Source organism: Pseudophaeobacter sp. C1-32P7, assembly GCF_041008775.1.
Taxonomy (GTDB): Bacteria; Pseudomonadota; Alphaproteobacteria; order Rhodobacterales; family Rhodobacteraceae; genus Phycobacter; species Phycobacter gallaeciensis_A.
This window is the reverse complement of the sequence record NZ_JAXGFR010000004.1, coordinates 270,767-291,401: the sequence shown is the minus strand read 5'-3', so window position 1 is coordinate 291,401 and position 20,635 is coordinate 270,767. Positions and strand designations below refer to the sequence as shown.

Sequence of the window (20,635 nt, the reverse complement as noted above, 5' to 3'; positions counted from 1 at the left end):
GGACGGGAGAAGGGCAAGCGCCCTTACTCCTCAACCTCCGCATCCAGGAGTTCCATATTCAGGCCGAGACCACGGACTTCTTTGACCAGAACGTTGAACGATTCCGGTACGCCCGCCTCGAAGTTGTCTTCGCCCTTGACGATGCTTTCATAGACCTTGGTCCGGCCTGCGACGTCATCCGATTTCACGGTGAGCATCTCCTGCAGGGTGTAGGCGGCGCCGTAAGCTTCCAGAGCCCAGACCTCCATCTCCCCGAAGCGCTGACCACCGAACTGCGCCTTACCACCCAGCGGCTGCTGTGTGACGAGCGAGTACGGACCGGTCGAACGCGCGTGGATCTTGTCGTCGACCAGGTGGTGCAGTTTCAGCAGATACTTGATGCCGACGGTGACCGGGCGGGCAAACTGCTCACCGGTGCGGCCGTCAAACAGGATCGACTGACCGGATTTGTCAAAGCCCGCGCGGACCAGCGCGTCATTGACGTCATCCTCTTTGGCACCGTCGAAGACCGGAGTCGCGATCGGTACACCACGGGCAACATTGTTGGCCGCATCGATCAGGTCGGCTTCGGACATATCCGCAATGCCTTCGTCATAGACGTCCTGACCATAGGCGTGATGCATCGCATCGCGCACCGGGGTCAGATCGCCTGAACGACGGTATTCCTGCAGCGCCTCATCCACCTTGATGCCGAGACCGCGTGCAGCCCAACCCATGTGGGTTTCAAGGATCTGACCGACGTTCATACGCGACGGAACACCCAGCGGGTTCAGACAGAAATCGACCGGGGTACCATCCGCGAGGAACGGCATGTCCTCCATCGGAACCACTTTCGAAATCACACCTTTGTTGCCGTGACGGCCGGCCATCTTGTCGCCCGGCTGCAGCTTACGCTTCACAGCGATGAAGACCTTGACCATCTTCATCACACCCGGCGGCAGGTCGTCGCCGCGGCGGACTTTCTCGACCTTGTCTTCGAAACGGGCATCCAGAGCGCGTTTTTGCACTTCGTACTGCTCGTTCAGGGCCTCGACGATCTGGGCGTCTTTCTCGTCCTCAAGGGCGAGCATCCACCACTGACCGCGGCTGAGGGAGGCCAGCAGATCCTCGGTGATTTCCGAGCCTGCCTTGATGCCTTTCGGGCCTTTGACAGCGGTTTTGCCGACCAGCATGTCCTTTAGACGGGCATAGATGTTGCGATCCAGGATCGCCATCTCGTCGTCGCGGTCACGGGCCAGACGTTCGACTTCCTCACGCTCGATCTGCAGCGCACGTTCGTCTTTTTCGACACCGTGACGGTTGAAGACGCGGACTTCGACCACGGTACCGTAGTCACCCGGCTTCACACGCAGCGAGGTATCGCGGACGTCAGAGGCTTTCTCACCGAAGATGGCGCGCAGAAGCTTTTCTTCCGGCGTCATCGGGCTTTCGCCCTTCGGCGTGATCTTACCGACCAGAATGTCGCCCGGCTCAACATCCGCACCGATGTAAACGATGCCAGCCTCGTCGAGGTTGCGCAGCGCTTCTTCACCGACATTCGGGATGTCGCGGGTGATCTCTTCCGGACCCAGCTTGGTGTCACGGGCGGCGACTTCGAATTCCTCGATGTGGATCGAGGTGAAGACGTCGTCACGCGCAATACGCTCGGAGATCAGGATAGAGTCTTCGTAGTTGTAGCCGTTCCAGGGCATGAAGGCGACGACGACGTTCTTACCGAGGGCCAGTTCGCCCATATCGGTCGACGGACCATCGGCGATAACTTCGCCCTTGCGCACTTCCTGACCCACTTTCACCAGCGGACGCTGGTTGATGCAGGTGTTCTGGTTGGAACGCTGGAACTTGCGCATACGGTAGATGTCAACGCCCGCATCGCCCAGCTCCAGATCGGAGGTGGCACGGATCACGATACGCTGAGCATCGATCTGGTCGATGATACCGCCACGTTTCGCCATGATCGCAGCGCCCGAGTCGCGGGCCACGATTTCCTCGATACCGGTACCGACCAGCGGCGCCTCGGCGCGCAGCAGCGGAACCGCCTGACGTTGCATGTTCGAGCCCATCAGAGCGCGGTTAGCGTCGTCGTTTTCAAGGAACGGGATCAACGAGGCCGCAACCGAGACCAGCTGCTTGGGCGAAACGTCGATCAGGTCAACGTTTTCGCGCGGCGCCAGCGTGTAGTCGCCGGACTGACGGGTCGAAACCAGATCGTTCTGGAATTTGCCTTCATCATCCAGGGTCGCGTTTGCCTGCGCCACGGTGTGACGCATTTCCTCGGTCGCGGACATGTAGTGCACTTCGTCGGTGACCTTGGCGTCCTTGACGACGCGGTAAGGTGTTTCGATGAAGCCATACTTGTTCACGCGGGCAAAGGTCGCCAGCGAGTTGATCAGACCGATGTTCGGGCCTTCCGGCGTTTCAATCGGGCACATCCGGCCATAGTGGGTCGGGTGAACGTCGCGAACCTCAAAGCCTGCGCGCTCGCGGGTCAGACCGCCCGGGCCAAGCGCCGAGAGGCGGCGTTTGTGGGTGACTTCCGACAGTGGGTTGGTCTGGTCCATGAACTGCGACAGCTGCGAGGAGCCGAAGAATTCGCGAACAGCCGCAGCCGCCGGTTTCGCGTTGATCAGATCCTGCGGCATCACCGTGTCGATCTCGACCGAGGACATACGTTCCTTGATCGCGCGCTCCATGCGCAGCAGGCCGACGCGGTACTGGTTTTCCATCAGTTCGCCAACGGAACGGACACGACGGTTACCCAGGTGGTCGATGTCGTCGATGTCGCCCTTGCCGTCGCGCAGCTCCACCAGAGCCTTGATGCAGGAGACAATGTCTTCCTTGCGCAGGGTCCGCTGGGTGTCTTCGGCGTCCAGTGCCAGGCGCATGTTCATCTTCACACGGCCAACCGCGGAGAGATCGTAACGCTCGGAGTCAAAGAACAGGGTGTCGAACAGAGCCGAAGCCGCTTCGACGGTGGGCGGCTCGCCCGGACGCATCACGCGATAGATATCCATGAGCGCCGTGTCGCGGCCCATGTTCTTGTCCATCGCCATGGTGTTGCGCATGTAGGGGCCGACGTTGACGTTATCGATGTCCAGAACCGGAATCTCGGTGACGCCCGCGTCCAGCAGTTCCTTGACGGTACCGCCGATGATCTCGCCGTCCTTGTCGTATTCCAGCGTCAGCTCGTCACCAGCTTCCACATAGATGGCGCCGTTTTCTTCGTTGATCAGATCCTTGGCAACGAATTTGCCGACGATCTGATCGAAGGGCACCAGAAGTTCGGTGATCGAACCCTCGTCGATCATCTTCTTCACGGCGCGCGGTGTGACTTTCTTGCCCGCTTCGCAGATGATTTCGCCGGTTGCAGCGTCGACCAGGTCATAGGTCGGACGGGTACCACGGACGCGCTCGGGGAAGAACGGCGTGACCCAGCCGCGGCTTTTGTCCAGCTTGAAGGTGACGGTATCGTAATAGGCATCCATGATGCCTTCCTGGTCCAGCCCCAGAGCGTACAGCAGGGTGGTCACAGGCAGCTTGCGGCGACGGTCGATCCGGGCAAAGACGATGTCTTTGGCGTCGAATTCGAAATCGAGCCAGGAGCCGCGATACGGGATGATGCGGCAGGCGAACAGCAGTTTACCCGACGAGTGCGTCTTGCCCTTGTCGTGGTCAAAGAACACGCCCGGCGAACGGTGCATCTGGCTGACGATCACACGCTCGGTGCCGTTGACGACAAAGGTACCGTTCGGGGTCATCAGGGGCATATCACCCATAAAGACGTCTTGCTCTTTGATGTCCTTGACCGAGCGGGCGCCGGTGTCTTCGTCGACATCGAACACGATCAGACGCAGGGTGACCTTCAGCGGCGCCGAGTAGGTCATGTCGCGTTGCATGCACTCTTCGACGTCGTATTTCGGTTTTTCCAGCGCGTATTTCACGAACTCGAGAACGGAGTTTTCATTGAAATCCTTGATCGGGAAGACAGATTGAAAAACACCGTTGATACCTTCGCCGTCCAGCGGTGCTTCGGCGTCACCCGAGCGAAGGAAAAGATCGTAGGAAGATTTTTGAACCTCAATGAGGTTCGGCATATCCAGCACTTCGCGGATCTTGCCATAATATTTGCGAAGACGTTTCTGGCCAAGGAACGTTTGAGCCATGTCAGATGTCACCTTTCGAATTTCTCACCGGACAAGGATGCCGCCGGGCTTCGGCATCTTGCCCATACGAGATAGAGCGTTCGGATCAATTCATGGCCGCCGTCCCGAATGGCTGCCTCCCGATCCTGTGAACCGCGCCTAAGAAAGAGACCCAATCAAAAGGTCCCTTTCTGAGACAGGTTCGGCTGGACCCGGGTTTCCCCGGATCCAGCCAAATTCTAAGGGAGCGCAGAGCAAGATTTCGCAGGGAAACCGCTGCCCTTATGTCCCGCCAAAGGTGGCTTAGGCCACTTCGACTTCGGCGCCAGCTGCTTCCAGCTTGCCTTTGATGTCTTCGGCTTCAGCTTTGTCGATGCCTTCTTTGATCTTGCCGCCGGCTTCAACCAGTTCCTTGGCTTCTTTCAGGCCCAGGCCGGTGATCGCGCGAACTTCTTTGATCACGTTGATTTTCGAAGCGCCGGCGTTCTTCAGAACGACGTCGAATTCGGTTTTCTCTTCTTCAGCTGCGCCACCGGCGTCGCCACCAGCTGCAACCATCACAGCGCCGCCAGCTGCGGGCTCGATGCCATACTCGTCTTTGAGGATGGTTTTCAGTTCTTGTGCTTCAAGCAGGGTCAGACCAACGATCTCTTCTGCCAGTTTCTTCAGATCAGCCATTTTATCAGCTCTTTCCGTTTGTAAGTATGTGTTTCCAGCGTATGGACATTTGCTCCACGCCAGTCATTCAGTGCCAACCGCTTACGCAGCTTCCGCCTTCTCTTCGATGGTCGAAAGGATGCTTGCGATGTTGCTTGCAGGTGCGCCAACTGCGCCAGCGATGTTGGAAGCGGGTGCGCCAAGCATGCCTGCGATGGTAGCAATAAGCTCCTCGCGGGACGGCATTTTCGACACGGCTTCGACACCGGCACGGTCCAGAGCGTTCTCACCCATTGCGCCGCCGAGGATCTCAAACTTCCTGTTATCCTTGGCGAAGTCCTCGGCCACCTTGGCTGCTGCCACGGGGTCCTCGGAATAGGTCAGTACGGTCATCCCTGTCAGCAGGTCAGACATGCTTTCACACGGCTTACCCTCGAGGGCGATTTTGGCGAGCCTGTTTTTGGCAACACGCACGGCACCGCCCGCGTCACGAGCACGTGCGCGAAGGTCCTGCATCTCGGCAACTGTCAGACCGGTGTAGTGGGCTACGACCACCACGCCAGAGCTTTCGAAGATCTGGCCGAGTTCCTCGACCAATTTCTCTTTCTGGGCTCTATCCACAGTTCTCTCCAGGTTTTGGGGGGCTTGCGCTCCCCGGCTCTTTGATGTGCCGAACCAGATGGCCCGGCGTTCAAGTCCGCAATACGGGGTTAGCCAAAGTCGCCCGAGGGTATAGAAACCCTCGATCTATTGGTCTTTCCCGTCTCAGGAGGGAAATTAAGGCCCGATCGAGAGGCCACCCACCATCTTGGACGAAATGAAATAAAGCGCACGACGAATCGCACGCTTTACCTCATGGCCGTAGTTAAAGCGTTGAGACGTGATTTCCAAGCGGAAATTTGACCCACAGAGCAGTTCGCACTCAGGCCGCCGATCGCCCTGGCAGGGTCAGCACGGAGAGATCCAGCATTCGCGCCAGCGGCGCGGCCGTATCCACCTCTGCTTCTAAACATACACCATGGGCCCGCATGCGCGCCAGCACTTCGAGACGGACCCGGTGCAACCGGTTGTAAAGGGCCAAAAGCGCAGCCTCTCGCGCCGCCTCGGCGTGCCCCGCTGCCTCAATCTCCCGGATGCAATCTCCGACGTATTTGGTGAAGCCGCTGGACGCCAGACGCCAGGCCATCTTGCGGCGCCAGCCCTCATACTCCGGGGCCAGGTAATGCAGCAGGTAAAGCCCGCTAGCGGCCCCCAATACGACTTCAGGCAAGCGCTGACCCTCGGCGTCATGCGCCCAGTGCTGGCGCAGATAGATACCCTGCTGCCTAGCCCGGATAAAGGATTTCCCCTGCGGGTGACCGACAAGCCCCATCCGGCGCGGCCCAAACAGCGGCACATCCTCGCCATAGACATCACGCCGGACCGCCCGTGGCATCGGGGTGCGGAACACGGTCTTCTTAGACCGCTCAAGCGCCGGCACCACCTCGGCGGTTTCAATCCGAAGCGCCTGTGTCTCTGACCCCTGCCCGGCCAGCGCTGCGCGGATATCACCAGCCCCGCCGTTCGCGAATAGAAACTCATCCGCATCGACGGACAGCACCCACCCAGAGGCGATCTGGCGATAGGCCCAGGTCAGCGCCCGGATCTGTCGCTTGGGAAACCGGGCGCGCGCGGCAATGCCGATGCTGCGCCAGAACCCGGTTGTGCAGGGAATGCAGGTGATGGCTGGATGTGGGGAAAGTACAGGGATGGCCGGATCATCGGGATTGTCGAACAGCAGGATCAGACTGCGCGCGCCAAGGTCAAGATACCAGCTGGCAAAACGCAAAGTTTCCTCCAGCGGCTCATTGACCACTGCGATCAGATGCCAGGCATTGCTCCCCTCTGCCATCCGCTGCTCCTCTAAGAATCGGCCCACCAAACAAAAAAAGGGCGGCGCCAGCGGCACCGCCCTTCGACATTTATCATGCCAGCTTATTCGCTGACAGCTTTTTCCACGTCGACGGTGACGCCCGGGCCCATGGTCGAAGACAGCGCGATCTTCTTCATGTAAGCGCCCTTGGCACCCGACGGCTTTGCCTTGGCAACAGCCGAAACAAAGGCGCGGACGTTTTCGGCCAGCTTGGCTTCGTCGAAGGAGGCTTTGCCGACACCTGCGTGCACAACGCCGCCTTTTTCCGCCTTGAACTGAACTTCACCGCCTTTGGCTGCTTCCACGGCCGCTTTCACGTCCATGGTCACGGTGCCAACCTTGGGGTTCGGCATCAGGTTGCGCGGGCCGAGGATCTTACCCAGACGGCCAACAACAGGCATCATGTCCGGGGTTGCGATGCAGCGATCAAATTCGATGGTGCCGCCCTGGATGGTTTCCATCAGGTCTTCGGCGCCAACGATGTCCGCACCGGCTTCCTTGGCTTCGTCCGCCTTGGCGCCACGTGCAAAAACAGCAACGCGCATGGATTTGCCGGTGCCGTTGGGCAGACCGATCACACCACGAACCATCTGGTCGGCGTGACGGGTGTCGACACCCAGGTTCACGGCGATCTCGATGGTTTCGTCGAATTTCGAAGTGGCGTTGGCCTTCACCAGGGCAACAGCTTCTTCGATGGTCAGGTTCTCTTTGCCAGCGAAGGCTTCGCGCGCTGCGCGGGTACGTTTACCGAGCTTTGCCATCTTACTTCACCTCGATGCCCATGGAGCGGGCGGAGCCCAGGATGATCTGCATCGCCGCTTCGATATCGTTGGCGCTCAGATCTTTCATTTTCGCTTCGGCGATTTCCTTCACCTGAGCAGCGGTCACCGTACCAACGGTTTCACGGCTCGGGGTCTTGGCACCGGATTTCACCTTGGCAGCCTTCTTCAGGTAGTAAGACGCGGGCGGCGTCTTGATGTCCATGGTGAAGGACTTGTCCTGATAGTAGGTGATCACGGTCGGGCACGGCGCGCCGGGCTCCATGTCTGCGGTCTTGGCGTTGAACGCCTTGCAGAATTCCATGATGTTGATGCCGCGCTGACCCAGAGCCGGACCAACCGGCGGGGAGGGGTTCGCTTGACCTGCAGGAACCTGCAGTTTCATTGTACCAGCAAGCTTCTTGGCCATCTGGTTTCTCCTTTTCCAACACCCTCGGGACGCGTCCTTCGGGCCTTACTGTTGTGTGGTCTGGTCCGGGTGCCGCGGCCCCCTCGCCTCCCACGATGTACGCGCACCGCACAAACGGCGCGCCAAAATCACATCAGGCCTGTTTGGTGACCTGTGTGAAATCCAGTTCGACCGGGGTTTCCCGGCCAAAGATCGATACGGTGACCTTGAGCTTCTGATGCTCGTCGTCGACCCCTTCGACGGTGCCGTCGAAATCCTCGAACGGGCCGTCGTTGACCTTGACCCGCTCACCGATCTCAAAGGAGATCAGGGTACGCGGTGCTTCTTCGCCTTCCTGAACGCGGTTCAGGATACCGTTCACCTCGGCGTCGCGCATGGGCATCGGACGACCCTGCGGACCAAGGAAACCGGTCACGCGGTTGATCGAGTTGATCAGGTGATAGCCCTGATCGGACATTTCCATGTGCACCAGCACATAGCCCGGCATGAAACGGCGCTCGGTCGAGACTTTCTTGCCTCGACGAACCTCGATCACCTCTTCTGTGGGGACCAGAACTTCGTCGATTTCGTCCTCAAGACCATTTTCGGCAACCGAGGCGCGGATCTGCTCTGCGATTTTCTTTTCGAAGTTCGAAAGAACGCTGACCGAATACCACCGTTTCGCCATGAGCCTGATCGTCCTTGTTTTGCCGGGCGCGCTGCGCCGCCTTCACTTAAATTCGCTAACAGCCTCGGGACTGACCCTTTGGCTGTGCCCTAACAAAAATCGGCGCGCAACACGATTCGCCGCACGCCCATGCCAGAGTTACCGGCTCACCTACCGTCCAAAGGGATCAAGATCAAGAGGTAGGGAGGTATTTCCATGCAAGGAAACCCCTGCTCCGGAATCACCCTGCGGCTGTCAGCCGAACATGCCCAGGATGCCGGTCAGACCGGTGCGGATCAGCAGGTCGACCAGAGCAAAGAACACAGCCGTCAAAGCCGCCATGACAAAGACCATCACGGTGGTCAGCAGCACTTCGCGGCGGGTCGGCCATACGACTTTGCCAACTTCAGCGCGAACTTGCTGGATGAACTGAACGGGATTTGTGGTGGCCATGTGGCTTGGTCTCTCTGCTAGCAGGTTGGCCGGGATTTAGCCGTTGCGAGCGCTGAATTCAAGCCCGGAAGCACGGAACGCCTTCACTCAACGCCGCAAGCAGGAGCCAAAACGGACCAAATCGGCTGCGTCACATTTACCTGCTGCGGTCGCGAACAAGATCAATCCGATATTAATGCTCTTCCTTCATGGTCGGGACCAACGCCCCGTAAGCCACCAGAAGGTGCAGAGGCTGACCATAGCGTGCAATTGAGACAGGATGCCATGACCATCGCAACTTCTATGAACGAGGCTCAGCGCCTTGAACGCGACGCAAAGCTGGATGACGCAGCGCTCGTCTACACCGATATTCTGAACCGGTTTCCCAAAAATGCGCGGGCACGCAAGGCTCTGGAAGCCCTGCAGCAGCGGATGCAGCATGAACAGGAACTCCCGACCGACGCAAAAGAAAAACTGTCGGCCAGTTTCGCAGCAGGTCACTACCCACAAACGGCCTCTGTCTGCGCCACCCTCCTGAATACTTACCGCAAGTCTCACTTTCTTTGGGATACACTGGGTCAATGCCACCTCCACTCCGGCAATCTGGATGAAGCCGCAACCTGCCTCAACAAGGCGTGCGAGCTGAATCCGCGTGCGCCGGGCACCTATTCGGCAATGGGCGACGTCTGCGCCAGAATGGGCCGCACGAGTGATGCGATTGCCCTCTATAAAAAAGCCCTGTCGCTCGATTCCGATCACATTGTCGCCTTGAACAATCTGGCCAATCTGCTGGCAGGCCAGGGGCAGCAAGGTGAAGCCGCGCAACTGCTTGAACGTGCTTCCTCACTGGCCCCGAATAATCCGAGCCTGGTCTACAACCACGCCAACACTCTGCGCCGCCTTGGGGATCTGGCCAAGGCCAAGACCCTGTTCGAAAAAGCCGCCACGCTGAACCCCGATTTGACCGAAGCACGCTTCAATCTGGGTCAAATGGAATTGGCTGCGGGCAATCAGCATGAGGCCATCCGCAATTTCGAGGCCGTGTTGCAAACAAACCCCGGGAACGACCGTGCCCGCGTCCAGAAACTGCACATGATGGCACAACTGAACGACTGGAACTGGGTCACTGAATACAACGAACACCGGCGTCATCTGGGATTGCAGGGAACCTCTTGCGCACCCTTCATCATGATGACCCTTGAGGACAATCCGGATTTGTTGCGCCTGCGCACCCAGGCCTATGCTAACGAGCGGTTTGGTAATCGGCCTGCAGCGACACCGGCGCGGGTTGCACAACGCCCCCAAAAGCTGCGTATTGGCTATTTCTCCTCCGATTTTCACAGTCACGCGACCATGCACCTCATGGGCGGCTTGTTCTCACGTCATGACAGCACCCAGTTCCATATCAGCGTCTATTCCTATGGCGCCGCCCCTGCCGACAGTGAACAGGAGCGCGTGGCCCGCAATGTTGCGCAATTCCGCAATGTCGCGGACCTACCGGACAGCCAGCTCCAGGATATTGTCCAGTCAGATGGACTGGATATTGCGGTTGACCTGAAAGGCTTCACCGGAGACACCCGAACCGAGCTGTTCGGCAACCGCCTCGCACCGCTTCATGTGTCCTATCTTGGCTATCCCGGCACCATGGGGACCACCGCTTTTGACTACCTGATTGGCGATGCAATGACCTGCCCCCCCGGCAGCGAGCGTTTCTTCGAAGAGCATCTGATCCGGATGCCGAACAGCTATCAGGTGAACGATCAGGATCGCGAGATTTCCGGCAAACAGTACACCCGGCGTGAGTGCGGACTTCCTGACACTGGCACCGTCTTCTGCTGTTTCAACAACAGCTACAAAATCACACCCCGGGAATTCGAGATCTGGATGCGGCTGCTAAATCAGTCAGAAGGCAGCGTCCTGTGGCTGCTGGACAGTGGGGAAACCTCGAAGCAAAACCTGCGCCGCGAAGCACAGGCACGCGGGGTCGATCCGGACCGGTTGATCTTTGCCCCCCGCATGCCGCACGCCGAACACTTGGCCCGACATCGCGCCGCAGACCTGTTCCTCGATACATTTGCCGTCAACGCCCACACCACCGCGAGCGATGCGCTCTGGGCTGGGTTGCCGGTGCTGACTATGCCCGGACGCCAATTCGCCGCCCGCGTCGGAGCCAGCTTGGTCAATGCAGTCGGATTGCCGGAGCTCATCGCCAAGGACGAAGCCGACTACGAAGAAAAAGCTCTGACCCTGGCCAATGATACGGAAGCCCTGGTCGCGCTGCGCGGTAAGCTGATGAGCAAACGTCTGAAATCGCCTCTCTTTGACACGGACAGCTTTGCCCGTGATCTGGAGCAAGGTTTCAACATGATCTTTGACCGTCACTTGCAGGGACTGCCCCCGGCACATGTCGACATCCCAAGCCACCGGCAACACAAAACCTTGTCGAGCGAAGCGCGGGCCAGTGCAGCGGCCTGATAAGACACCCGGAACCTGCTAGAGATTCAATAGGCCGCAGAGGTTACCCACTGCGGCCTTTGTCGTGCCGCCGATCCACGCAGCGCTTCGGCCCAGCACCTGCGATGTTGCGCGCAACCGCAACGAATTCTCAGATGTCCGCATGTCCATGCTTTCAGCACTGCATTTTGCGGACTTCCTACTCCCAACGGGGCAGAAGGGCGCTATGCATACGCACATGGCGAGCCGTCCGGGCAGGCATTGCTACAGGCACACACCATCCGCCATCCATACCCCCAACGGCTTGAGAAACGGCCTCGGGAGACACCGCCCTTGATCCACGCTTCCCGTTCTCCTGTCATGCCGTTGTACTACCGTCCTACGACCACGGCGCGACGGTCGAAACGATCAAAATGGGATGAGGCCTGACAATCCCTCCCATGGAAAATCCCATCACTCCCCCAACAATCCGGAGCGCCCGCCGAACGCCTGACCACTTTTTAAAACGCGCCAAACCGCCCTGCTGGCCTCCCTTGACCTGATGGGCGCGCTTTCTTGCTTTTCCCTGTGTGGGGTAGCCCTGACGGGTGACATGCCGGAATGACCGACCCGGAAATGGTCGGCTTGTTGTGGCAGACGCCAGTGGGTAATGCACTGATCTACCAGATCTCTGGCGGCATCGCCCCCTGTTAGCAGGTGCCCTCATACCCCGCATTGCGCCCTGGGTTTAACTGGGCGGCGGCACGATGACATTGTGGTCCCCGGCCCAAATTGGCCATGCGCCAGAGATTGGGTAGATCTGGTTGCGTCCGCTGTTGGTCCTGCAACTGACCCGCGCCGCATTCTAGGTCGGCATTCTTGCGTCGCTGTGGCACCCGACGCGGTCTCCGGATCTTTCGAAACCTCAGCACAGCTTAGCCACCGGTTCGGGCAGACTGCAAGGCTCGTTGTCCCCGGCCTGATCCTGGCAGGCCACATCATGGCCTGGCTCCTGCTGGGAGGTCTGGCCGCCCTTTTCTCCACCTCCTATGGCTTGGCGCTGGTTTGCAAGCAGGACCTGGCCGCACGTCGTTCGGCCCCCCGCAGCAGCAAACAAATTGCATTTCATTCCGGCCATGCAGCGCGGCGATCGCAACGCGGTGCACCATCTGACCCGCTCAAGCATCGTAGAGGCTTTTGTGATCCTCCTCATTCTGATTGCATCAGCCTATCTGACCAATAGCCTCAGCCCGCCGGGATAAGGTCATGCAGGGAAGCAACTGATTCTGTCTCCCCGTAACCTCAGCCCCGTGCAGGATCTCTTTTGCGCTGAAACCTATCGAAAGCCCCCGATGTTTCGCCTCGCGATGTAGGAGCTCTCAAAAACGTGATCCAAAATCTGTATGTAGGAATCGGCCTTCAAAAAAACATTACACGAAATTGTGAATCCACGTTATTGAGCCTGCCCTATTTGCCCCCACTTGGTTCGGAAAAGATTTAGAAACGGCCAGTAGGTGTACTCAAAGACCCAAATAAAAGTGGAAAGTTACCTGCTCGCCCGCGAAACACCTTTTTTCTTTACGCGAACAAAAGGCTTTGCCGAATAGATCAGGCAGGCGATCGAATACGGTGAGCCCAAAATCAATCGCGCTCTGATCTACTGGGAAACAAACACTAGTTCGCCCTACGACACCAAAGAACCCTATTAGACTTTTCCCCCTTAAATTCAGTGCCTTAAAAACACTCGCAACACACTTAAAACGGGATATCTTCTCGAATGCCCTCCTCAAAGATGATTAAAGTTGTAATATAATTTTCTCACCTCAAACTTCACCCCTTTGCGAAAGCATTAAGAGTCCCGAGCGCATTAATTATCGGGACCCCTCACCAGAAATAACGGAGTTCCCAAATGTCACTCAGAAAAACAATGTTTGCAGCCGCCACTTTTGCAGCCTTGCCATTTATTGCGCAGGCAGATCAGGGGGTAACCGCGAACAATGTCTCTTTTGCCCAGGTCGCGGCCTTTGAAGGTCCGGCGGCCGCTCTTGGCCAAGGTATGCGCCTGGGGATTAGCGCTGCGTTCGAAGAGGCAAACGCCGCAGGAGGCGTGCATGGCCGGACCCTGACACTGGACAGTATGGATGACGGCTATGAACCCGACCGCTCCGCGGCGCTGGTCAAATCGGTAGTGGATGCAAACGACCACATCGGGCTGATCGGCGCTGTCGGCACCCCGACGGCCTCTGCGACCCAACCGATCGCGACCGCGGCAAATGTACCATTTATTGGTCCTTTCACCGGCGCCGGCTTCCTGCGCGATGCAAGCCACGGCAACATCTTCAACGTGCGCGCGACCTATGCCACCGAAACCGAAGCATGGATTGAATACCTCGTCGACCAGCAGGGAATGAAATCCATCGCACTGCTCTATCAGGACGATGGCTTTGGCCGGGTTGGCCTCGCGGGCGTAACCGCCGCCCTTGAAAAGCGTGGCATGACGATTGCTGCGGAAGGCACCTATACGCGCAACACCACCGCCGTCAAAAAGGCCCTGCTTACCATCCGCAAGGCAAAGCCGGACGCGGTCGTCATGGTTGGCGCTTACAAACCCGTGGCGGAATTCATCAAGCTCTCGCGCAAACTGAAGCTCGACGCGACCTTCGTGAACATCTCCTTTGTGGGATCCGAAGCCCTGGCACAGGAGCTGGGCGATGAAGGCGAAGGCGTCATCATCAGCCAGGTCGTCCCCTTCCCGTGGGACAGCTCCATTCCGATCGTGGCACAATACACCGAAGCCTTGAAAGCCTATGACGCCGCAGCCAAGCCGGGCTTCGTATCGCTCGAAGGTTACATCGTCGGTCGTCTCGCCATCAAGGCGCTGGAGGATGCGGGCAAGGACCTGACCCGCGAAAGCTTCCTGGCGGCGCTGTCTGGCCTGTCCACGGTGGACCTTGGCGGCGCCAAGATGGTCTTTGGCGCCGACGACAACCAGGGCATGGATGACGTCTTTCTGACCCGGATCACCGCAGATGGTGGTTTTGCCCCTGTCGTGCCGGGTGGCGGATCCTGATCTCCAAACGCGCGACCTCTGACCGCGCAAGATAGGCGCCTGCCCGATACGCGGGCAGGCGCAGACCAAAGTTTCATCGCAAAGGTGTCATCATGATCCGGGAACTGGGATCCACCCTCTTACGCCGTCTGAACGTGCTGTCGAGTATTCGGGGCAAAATCACGTTCATCCTGCTGACCTTCACAGTCGTGACCGGGGGCGCAGGATATCTTATCTATCAGTCGTTCGACCGTGTTTCAGCCAGCGTCGCGGAAATGACCTCCGACGATTTGCCGACGCTGGCGCAAAGCAACGGGCTGATTGCGGCCGCGTCCAAAACCAAAGACGCCATGGTCGGTGTGATGATCGCGCAAAACATCGCTGCCCTCTCGTCGGCGGCCTCCGAGGTCGAGACATCTCTGACCGGCCTGCAGACCTCGATCGCAGCCCTGCCGCCAGAGGCTCAGGAAGAATTCGAGACCGCCCGCAGCCAGGTCGAAGGCACCCTGCTGACTTCCATCGAGGCCCGCGAGAATGTTTTTGAATACTCCGAACGCTTTGCCACTATGACCAAGGAATTGCAAAACATCGCCGCCGAGCTGCAGGTGGTTTTGCTTGAGACGGCAGACAATGCCTATTTCGATATTTCGATCAATGGCGAAGATACGATCTCCTCGATCGAGGAGACCATGTTCGATCTGGTCGAGAACAAGTTTGCCACGCTTCAGTCCCTGTTGGAAATTCGTGCCGAAATCAACCTGATGTCCGGCGCAGCCCTGGCCCTAACCACGACCCGGGACAGCGCCATGGTGTCGATCATCCGGGATATCGCGGTGTCCTCGAACGACCGGCTCACCGGATCGATAGAGGTTCTCAAGGGATCGGAAAATGGCCTCTCCGTCGTGGAAGAGCTGGATAGCGTCCTGAGTACGCTGAACACAGCAATCGCTGCCGCAGGCACCTTTCGGCAGGTCGAACGCGACGCAGTGCTAGAAGCGCGCCAGTCCGCTGACGTCGCCCTAGCCTCTGCTGTGGATGACATGGTCTTTGAGCTGACCATCGCCGCCGAAGATGCCAGCACCAACAACCGCGACACCATCCAGAGCCTCCTGGACAACGAGGTCGCCTTCATGAACACGCTGCTGGAAATCAACGCCAAACTGGGCGCCTTCCAGATCGAAGCCCTGAAGATCGCGACCTCTGCCACCGTCGAGCAGGCGAAGGCCAGCCAGAAGGCGTTGTCCGGAGCCGCCACGGCTCTGGCCGGATACCGGGACTTCGGCGACGGCATCCTTGCTGCTGGGCTGGACGGTCTTGCCGCGATGGCAGCGCCCGACACTGGCCTCGCCCATTTCCGCATTCAGTCACTGCTTGCCGATGGCACTGCGGTTCAGGCGGTAGATGACTCTACCAAGGCGGTGCTGGAAATTGCCGGTCTCGCCTCGCTAAGAGGCCGCGCCAGCCAAGACGCGATCACGGATCGTGCGGTCAATATCGCCGAGGATTCGACTGAGGTGAAAAGCAACCTGGTGACTCTCGCCTGGATGGGCGCGGCCTTCGTGTCCTGCGTGCTGGTACTCAATCACCTGCTGATCGTGCGTCCCCTCAACCGGATCAGCCTGACAACCGAACGGCTGTCGCAGGGCGATATGAGCCCGGTCACGGGTTTCGACCGCGCCAGCGACGAAATCGCCCGCATCGCCGGGGCGCTGAAAGTGTTCCGGGATGGATTGGTCGAGAAAGAGGAAATCGAACGCGTTGCAGCAGAAGAGCGCGCGGCGAACCAGGCCCAACAGACCGCAGCCGTGAACGCGGTGGGCACCGGGCTTGCGAATCTGTCGCGTGGTGATCTGACTTACCGGATCGAAGAGGAACTGACCGATGGCTATGCCCAGCTTAAGGAAGATTTCAACAGAACCGCCGAGACGCTCAACCTAACGGTGGTGGATGTGGTCGCCGTAGCGGAATCGATCCGCAATGGGTCCAGCGAAATCAGCCAGGCCTCGGACGATCTCTCGCACCGTACCGAAAGCCAGGCTGCAACTCTGGAAGAAACCGCAGCCGCGCTTGAGGAATTGACGGCCAGCGTCCGCTCTGCCGCCGATGGCGCACGGGATGCAGCCACGACAACGCAGGATGCCCGGAGAGAGGCAACCGACAGCGGTGAAGTCGTGGAAAACACAGTCAAGGCGATGAAAGATATCGCGGATAGCTCCGACCAGATTGCCCAAATCATCGGCGTGATCGACGATATCGCCTTCCAAACCAACCTGCTGGCGCTGAACGCGGGGGTCGAAGCTGCACGCGCGGGTGATGCCGGCAAGGGCTTCGCGGTGGTTGCATCTGAGGTTCGCAGCCTGTCCCAGCGGACCGCCGATGCGGCCCATGAGATCAAGGTTTTGATTACCAAAAGCACCGAACAGGTCGGGCTTGGAGTCAAACTGGTTGACCAGGCCGGGCAAGCTCTCAGGAGCATTGTCGACCGGGTCTCGTATATCTCCAGCCTCGTTGGCAATATTGCGGACGGCACCAGCGAACAGGCGACCGGACTGTCCGAAGCCAACATCGCGGTGTCCCAACTGGATCAGGTCACCCAGCAGAACGCGGCCATGGTCGAACAAACCAACGCAGCGGGCCACTTGCTCAGCAGCGATGCCGAAAAACTGGCAACGCTGATGGGCGGGTTCACGGTGTCTTCTTCAGCGCATGTGGCCGGTGATATCCTGGAACTCCGAGAGGTTCCTCCGGACGAATGGCCCATGGCCCAGTCCGCCTGAGACACGCTTCTCCCGAGCAGCCCCGGATCCCTCCGGGGCTGTTTCCATTTCGCGGGAAGAAATCCCTTATGAGTAAGAACCGAGGGGAGAAGCGTAGGTGGCTGAAACCACACCGATGGGAAACGCCCCAAAGAGCAAAATTCTTAAACGAACGACCAAGCGTCCACTCTTCGTCATGCCCAGAATTTTTTTGAGAGATTTGAATGGCAGGGGCAGCAGGGTTCGAACCCGCGACCTACGGTTTTGGAGACCGTCGCTCTACCAACTGAGCTATACCCCTACGGTGCGGCAGTTCCTAAGCCACCACCGCGCAGGAGGCAAGAGGGAAATGGCCGGAAATGCGGGGAAAGTCCCTCTCCTCTTCCTCTCCCTTTGCTGTCACGCCTGCACACAGGCCTTGTCCTGCCCTGTGGGGTGGCAGCGGGCCATCCGCTGCTTTATGACAGAGCCAAAAGGACCCTGCCGTGAGCCTGAGAAAACGCATCGCAGACAGCCCGCGCTTCAACCGCACCATTGAGGGGCTGTTCGCCGCCTACGTCCGATTCGCCTATCGCACCTCGCGCTGGCAACGCAGCGGGTTCGAGGAAATGGACGCCTGCGTCAAACGCGGAGAGCCGGTCATATTTGTTCTGTGGCATCAACGGCTGATCATGGCGCCCTACCTGTTCGATACCTCTCTGGGGCGCATCTGCGCCCTGACCTCGGCGGCGCGGGCCGGGCGGTTGGCCGGGCAGATCCTGGTGCGGCTTGGTTTCGAGACAATCCCGATGTCCAGCCACAAGCGCCACGTTGCCCTGTCGCGGGAGGTGCTGCGCCGCACCAAGGAAGGCTGTTCCATCGGGATCGCGGCCGACGGGCCGCGCGGCCCTGCCAGGATTTCCTCGGGTGTGCCGATCACCTGGGCCCGCATGACCGGCTGCCGGGTCTTCACCGTGGCCTTTGCGGAAAAGAAGGTCCTGAAGCTGCCCACCTGGGACAAGCAGATGCTGCCGCTACCGTTTTCCCACGGTGTGCTGATCTGTCAGGAATGGCAGGAAACCGTTCCTAAGAAACCGACAGACGACGAAGCAGAGGCCCTGAGGCAAAGCCTTGAGCAGGCTCTGGACCAGATCACCGACAAGGCGGACCAGGCCGCCGGGCGCGCGCCTGATCCGATCAAATCTGCCTAAGGCCAAACGGCTCCATTGGCAAAGCGGCCCCTGCCCTGCTCAGCTTTGTGCACATAGAAAAAGGCCCCCCCCGAAGGAAGCCCTTTCCATCCGCAATCAGGAGACCTGGTTGCTCGATGATCTTCGACACAGTCTTTTTGGTGCGTCTCGGGATCAGCGCGTTCAAACAAAAAGGGCGCCACAGGGGCGCCCTTTCCGTTTGATCATTCGCGAGTGCGAATTACTCGATGATCTTCGACACGACGCCAGCGCCGACGGTGCGGCCGCCTTCGCGGATGGCGAAACGCAGACCGTCTTCCATCGCGATCGGGGCGATCAGTTCAACTTCGAACTTCAGGTTGTCGCCCGGCATCACCATCTCGGTGCCTTCCGGCAGGGTCACGGTGCCGGTCACGTCGGTGGTCCGGAAGTAGAACTGCGGACGGTAGTTCGCAAAGAACGGGGTGTGACGGCCACCTTCTTCTTTGGTCAGAATATATGCTTCTGCCTCGAATTTGGTGTGCGGGGTCACGGAGCCCGGCTTACACAGAACCTGACCACGCTCAACGCCGTCACGGTCAACGCCGCGCAGCAGCGCGCCGATGTTGTCGCCGGCTTCGCCGCGGTCCAGCAGCTTGCGGAACATTTCAACACCGGTGCAGGTGGTTTTCTTGGTGTCGTGGATGCCGACGATTTCGATTTCGTCGCCAACGTTGATCACGCCACGCTCAACACGGCCGGTCACAACGGTACCACGACCGGAGATCGAGAACACGTCTTCGATCGGCATCAGGAACGGCAGGTCAACGGCACGCTCGGGGGTCGGGATGTACTCATCCACAGCCGCCATCAGTTCCTTGATTTTGTTTTCGCCGATTTCCGGGTCACGGCCTTCCATCGCCGCCAGAGCGGAACCTGCGATGATCGGGATATCGTCGCCCGGGAAGTCGTAGGAAGACAGCAGTTCGCGGATTTCCATCTCGACGAGCTCGAGCAGCTCTTCGTCGTCGACCTGGTCAACCTTGTTCATGAACACGACCAGCGCCGGAACGCCAACCTGACGCGCCAGCAGGATGTGCTCGCGGGTCTGGGGCATCGGGCCGTCAGCTGCGTTCACAACCAGGATCGCGCCGTCCATCTGCGCCGCACCGGTGATCATGTTTTTCACGTAGTCAGCGTGGCCGGGGCAGTCGACGTGTGCGTAGTGGCGGTTCTCGGTCTCGTATTCCACGTGGGCGGTCGAGATGGTGATGCCGCGGGCTTTTTCTTCCGGTGCGCCGTCGATCTGGTCGTAGGCTTTGAAGTCACCGAAGTATTTGGTGATCGCTGCGGTCAGCGTGGTTTTGCCGTGGTCAACGTGGCCAACGGTGCCGATGTTGACGTGCGGTTTATTACGCTCAAACTTTTCCTTAGCCATTCTCTTGGCGCCCTTTTGAAATGTGGGGTCCCTATGCGACCCGGTTTCCTCTGCGCGCGCCGATTATTTGGTTTACGCGCAAAAATCAACCCGTTCCTGCTTGACAGTCGTGGATTTGGCAAACTTCGTCCGTATTGATGTGGTTTCGCACCCCGGAGCGGGGCAATGCCCTACTCAGCGGCCTCGGTCCGCAGATCGAACCAGCCGTTTTCCTTGTGCTGTTCGGCCATCCATTCTTCCACCGCATCAGCGATATTCAGCGACAATCCGGCGATCTGTTCTTCCTTGGTCCGGCTGTGGCCCGAGCCGACAATCGCGCTTTCGCCTGTGGTGTCCTCGAAGATCTCCATCTGATGCTTGTCGGCAAGGAACTCTTCTTTTTCCACGTCGTAGACAAAGACATTCACAACCGCAACGCTTTTGGGATTGAACAGCACCGGCACCCCCGGCGGCGCCAGCATGAAGCCCTCAAGGGTCACGGCAACGTCATACTCCTGCGGCCCGTCATAGCGGCGCAGGCGGGCTTCCAGCGCTGTTTTCATCGGCTCGATCCACTCCGATTGCTCCGCAGCGCGGGACATCGGCCATTTCAGCGCTTTTTCGGTATAAACATGGGCAACCCGCACCCGGAAGGCACCCAGATCCTCGGGTGGTTCGTCCAGCAGCGTTTCAGTGCAGGCCGAAAGCAGCGCAAAAAGGCCCAGAAAGGCAAGAAGTCGGGTCATTCCATTTCCCTTGTATGAAGCTGGTGTATGAGGCCGGTCGCGCACAGATAGGCAGAGTCGCGCGCGCCGGTAAAGACGCGCGTCAGCAACACCGACGGCAGGTGGCAAAGGG

Annotated in this window: 14 protein-coding genes and 1 tRNA gene; 4 read left to right on the top strand and 11 right to left on the bottom strand. The window is 59.0% G+C overall.

The annotated features are described in order from the left end of the window. Positions 1-23: 23 nt before the first annotated feature. The 8 genes from rpoB to secE form a co-directional block, all read right to left on the bottom strand. Complete coding sequence (gene rpoB, locus SM763_RS08180) at positions 24-4,160, bottom strand: DNA-directed RNA polymerase subunit beta (RefSeq protein WP_274830265.1); 4,137 nt, start codon at positions 4,158-4,160, stop codon at positions 24-26. A gap of 282 nt (positions 4,161-4,442) precedes the next feature. Then, positions 4,443-4,817: a 50S ribosomal protein L7/L12 gene (gene rplL / locus SM763_RS08175; RefSeq protein ID WP_065271487.1), complete on the bottom strand. Its 375-nt coding sequence runs from the start codon at positions 4,815-4,817 to the stop codon at positions 4,443-4,445. An 81-nt stretch (positions 4,818-4,898) separates the two neighbouring features. After that, positions 4,899-5,417: a 50S ribosomal protein L10 gene (rplJ, locus tag SM763_RS08170; RefSeq protein WP_368998196.1), complete on the bottom strand. Its 519-nt coding sequence runs from the start codon at positions 5,415-5,417 to the stop codon at positions 4,899-4,901. A 301-nt stretch (positions 5,418-5,718) separates the two neighbouring features. Then, positions 5,719-6,687, bottom strand: a complete 969-nt coding sequence (locus SM763_RS08165; protein WP_368998195.1) for a glycosyltransferase family 2 protein — start codon at positions 6,685-6,687, stop codon at positions 5,719-5,721. Between the two features lie 83 nt (positions 6,688-6,770). After that, entirely contained in the window at positions 6,771-7,469 is a 699-nt protein-coding gene (rplA, locus tag SM763_RS08160) for a 50S ribosomal protein L1 (RefSeq protein WP_065271490.1), read from the bottom strand. Position 7,470: 1 nt separating this feature from the next. Continuing rightward, positions 7,471-7,896 (bottom strand): 50S ribosomal protein L11, encoded by a 426-nt coding sequence (gene rplK, locus SM763_RS08155; RefSeq protein WP_065271491.1) that lies wholly within the window; start codon positions 7,894-7,896, stop codon positions 7,471-7,473. A 133-nt stretch (positions 7,897-8,029) separates the two neighbouring features. After that, on the bottom strand, positions 8,030-8,563 hold the full coding sequence (nusG, locus tag SM763_RS08150) for a transcription termination/antitermination protein NusG (RefSeq protein ID WP_065271492.1): 534 nt from the start codon (positions 8,561-8,563) through the stop codon (positions 8,030-8,032). A gap of 234 nt (positions 8,564-8,797) precedes the next feature. Continuing rightward, positions 8,798-8,995, bottom strand: a complete 198-nt coding sequence (gene secE, locus SM763_RS08145; RefSeq protein WP_065271493.1) for a preprotein translocase subunit SecE — start codon at positions 8,993-8,995, stop codon at positions 8,798-8,800. Positions 8,996-9,259: 264 nt separating this feature from the next. Between secE and SM763_RS08140 the strand changes: the two genes are divergently transcribed. The 3 genes from SM763_RS08140 (at position 9,260) to SM763_RS08130 (ending at position 17,233) form a co-directional block, all read left to right on the top strand. Beyond that, on the top strand, positions 9,260-11,449 hold the full coding sequence (locus SM763_RS08140; protein ID WP_368998194.1) for an O-linked N-acetylglucosamine transferase, SPINDLY family protein: 2,190 nt from the start codon (positions 9,260-9,262) through the stop codon (positions 11,447-11,449). Positions 11,450-13,316: 1,867 nt separating this feature from the next. After that, positions 13,317-14,477 carry an ABC transporter substrate-binding protein gene (locus tag SM763_RS08135; RefSeq protein WP_368998193.1) on the top strand — a complete coding sequence of 387 codons (1,161 nt, stop codon included), beginning with the start codon at positions 13,317-13,319 and terminating at the stop codon, positions 14,475-14,477. 92 nt (positions 14,478-14,569) lie between these two features. Beyond that, positions 14,570-17,233, top strand: a complete 2,664-nt coding sequence (locus tag SM763_RS08130) for a methyl-accepting chemotaxis protein (RefSeq protein WP_368998192.1) — start codon at positions 14,570-14,572, stop codon at positions 17,231-17,233. A gap of 204 nt (positions 17,234-17,437) precedes the next feature. Here SM763_RS08130 and SM763_RS08125 read toward each other — a convergent pair. Next, positions 17,438-17,513 (bottom strand) — tRNA-Trp (locus tag SM763_RS08125). 184 nt (positions 17,514-17,697) lie between these two features. Here SM763_RS08125 and SM763_RS08120 point away from each other — a divergent pair. Continuing rightward, complete coding sequence (locus SM763_RS08120) at positions 17,698-18,402, top strand: lysophospholipid acyltransferase family protein (RefSeq protein WP_368998191.1); 705 nt, start codon at positions 17,698-17,700, stop codon at positions 18,400-18,402. 220 nt (positions 18,403-18,622) lie between these two features. On the opposite strand, the gene tuf is transcribed toward SM763_RS08120, so the two are convergent. Continuing rightward, entirely contained in the window at positions 18,623-19,798 is a 1,176-nt protein-coding gene (gene tuf, locus SM763_RS08115) for an elongation factor Tu (RefSeq protein WP_065271478.1), read from the bottom strand. A gap of 170 nt (positions 19,799-19,968) precedes the next feature. Continuing rightward, entirely contained in the window at positions 19,969-20,523 is a 555-nt protein-coding gene (locus tag SM763_RS08110; protein WP_368998190.1) for a hypothetical protein, read from the bottom strand. Between the last annotated feature and the right edge of the window lie 112 nt (positions 20,524-20,635).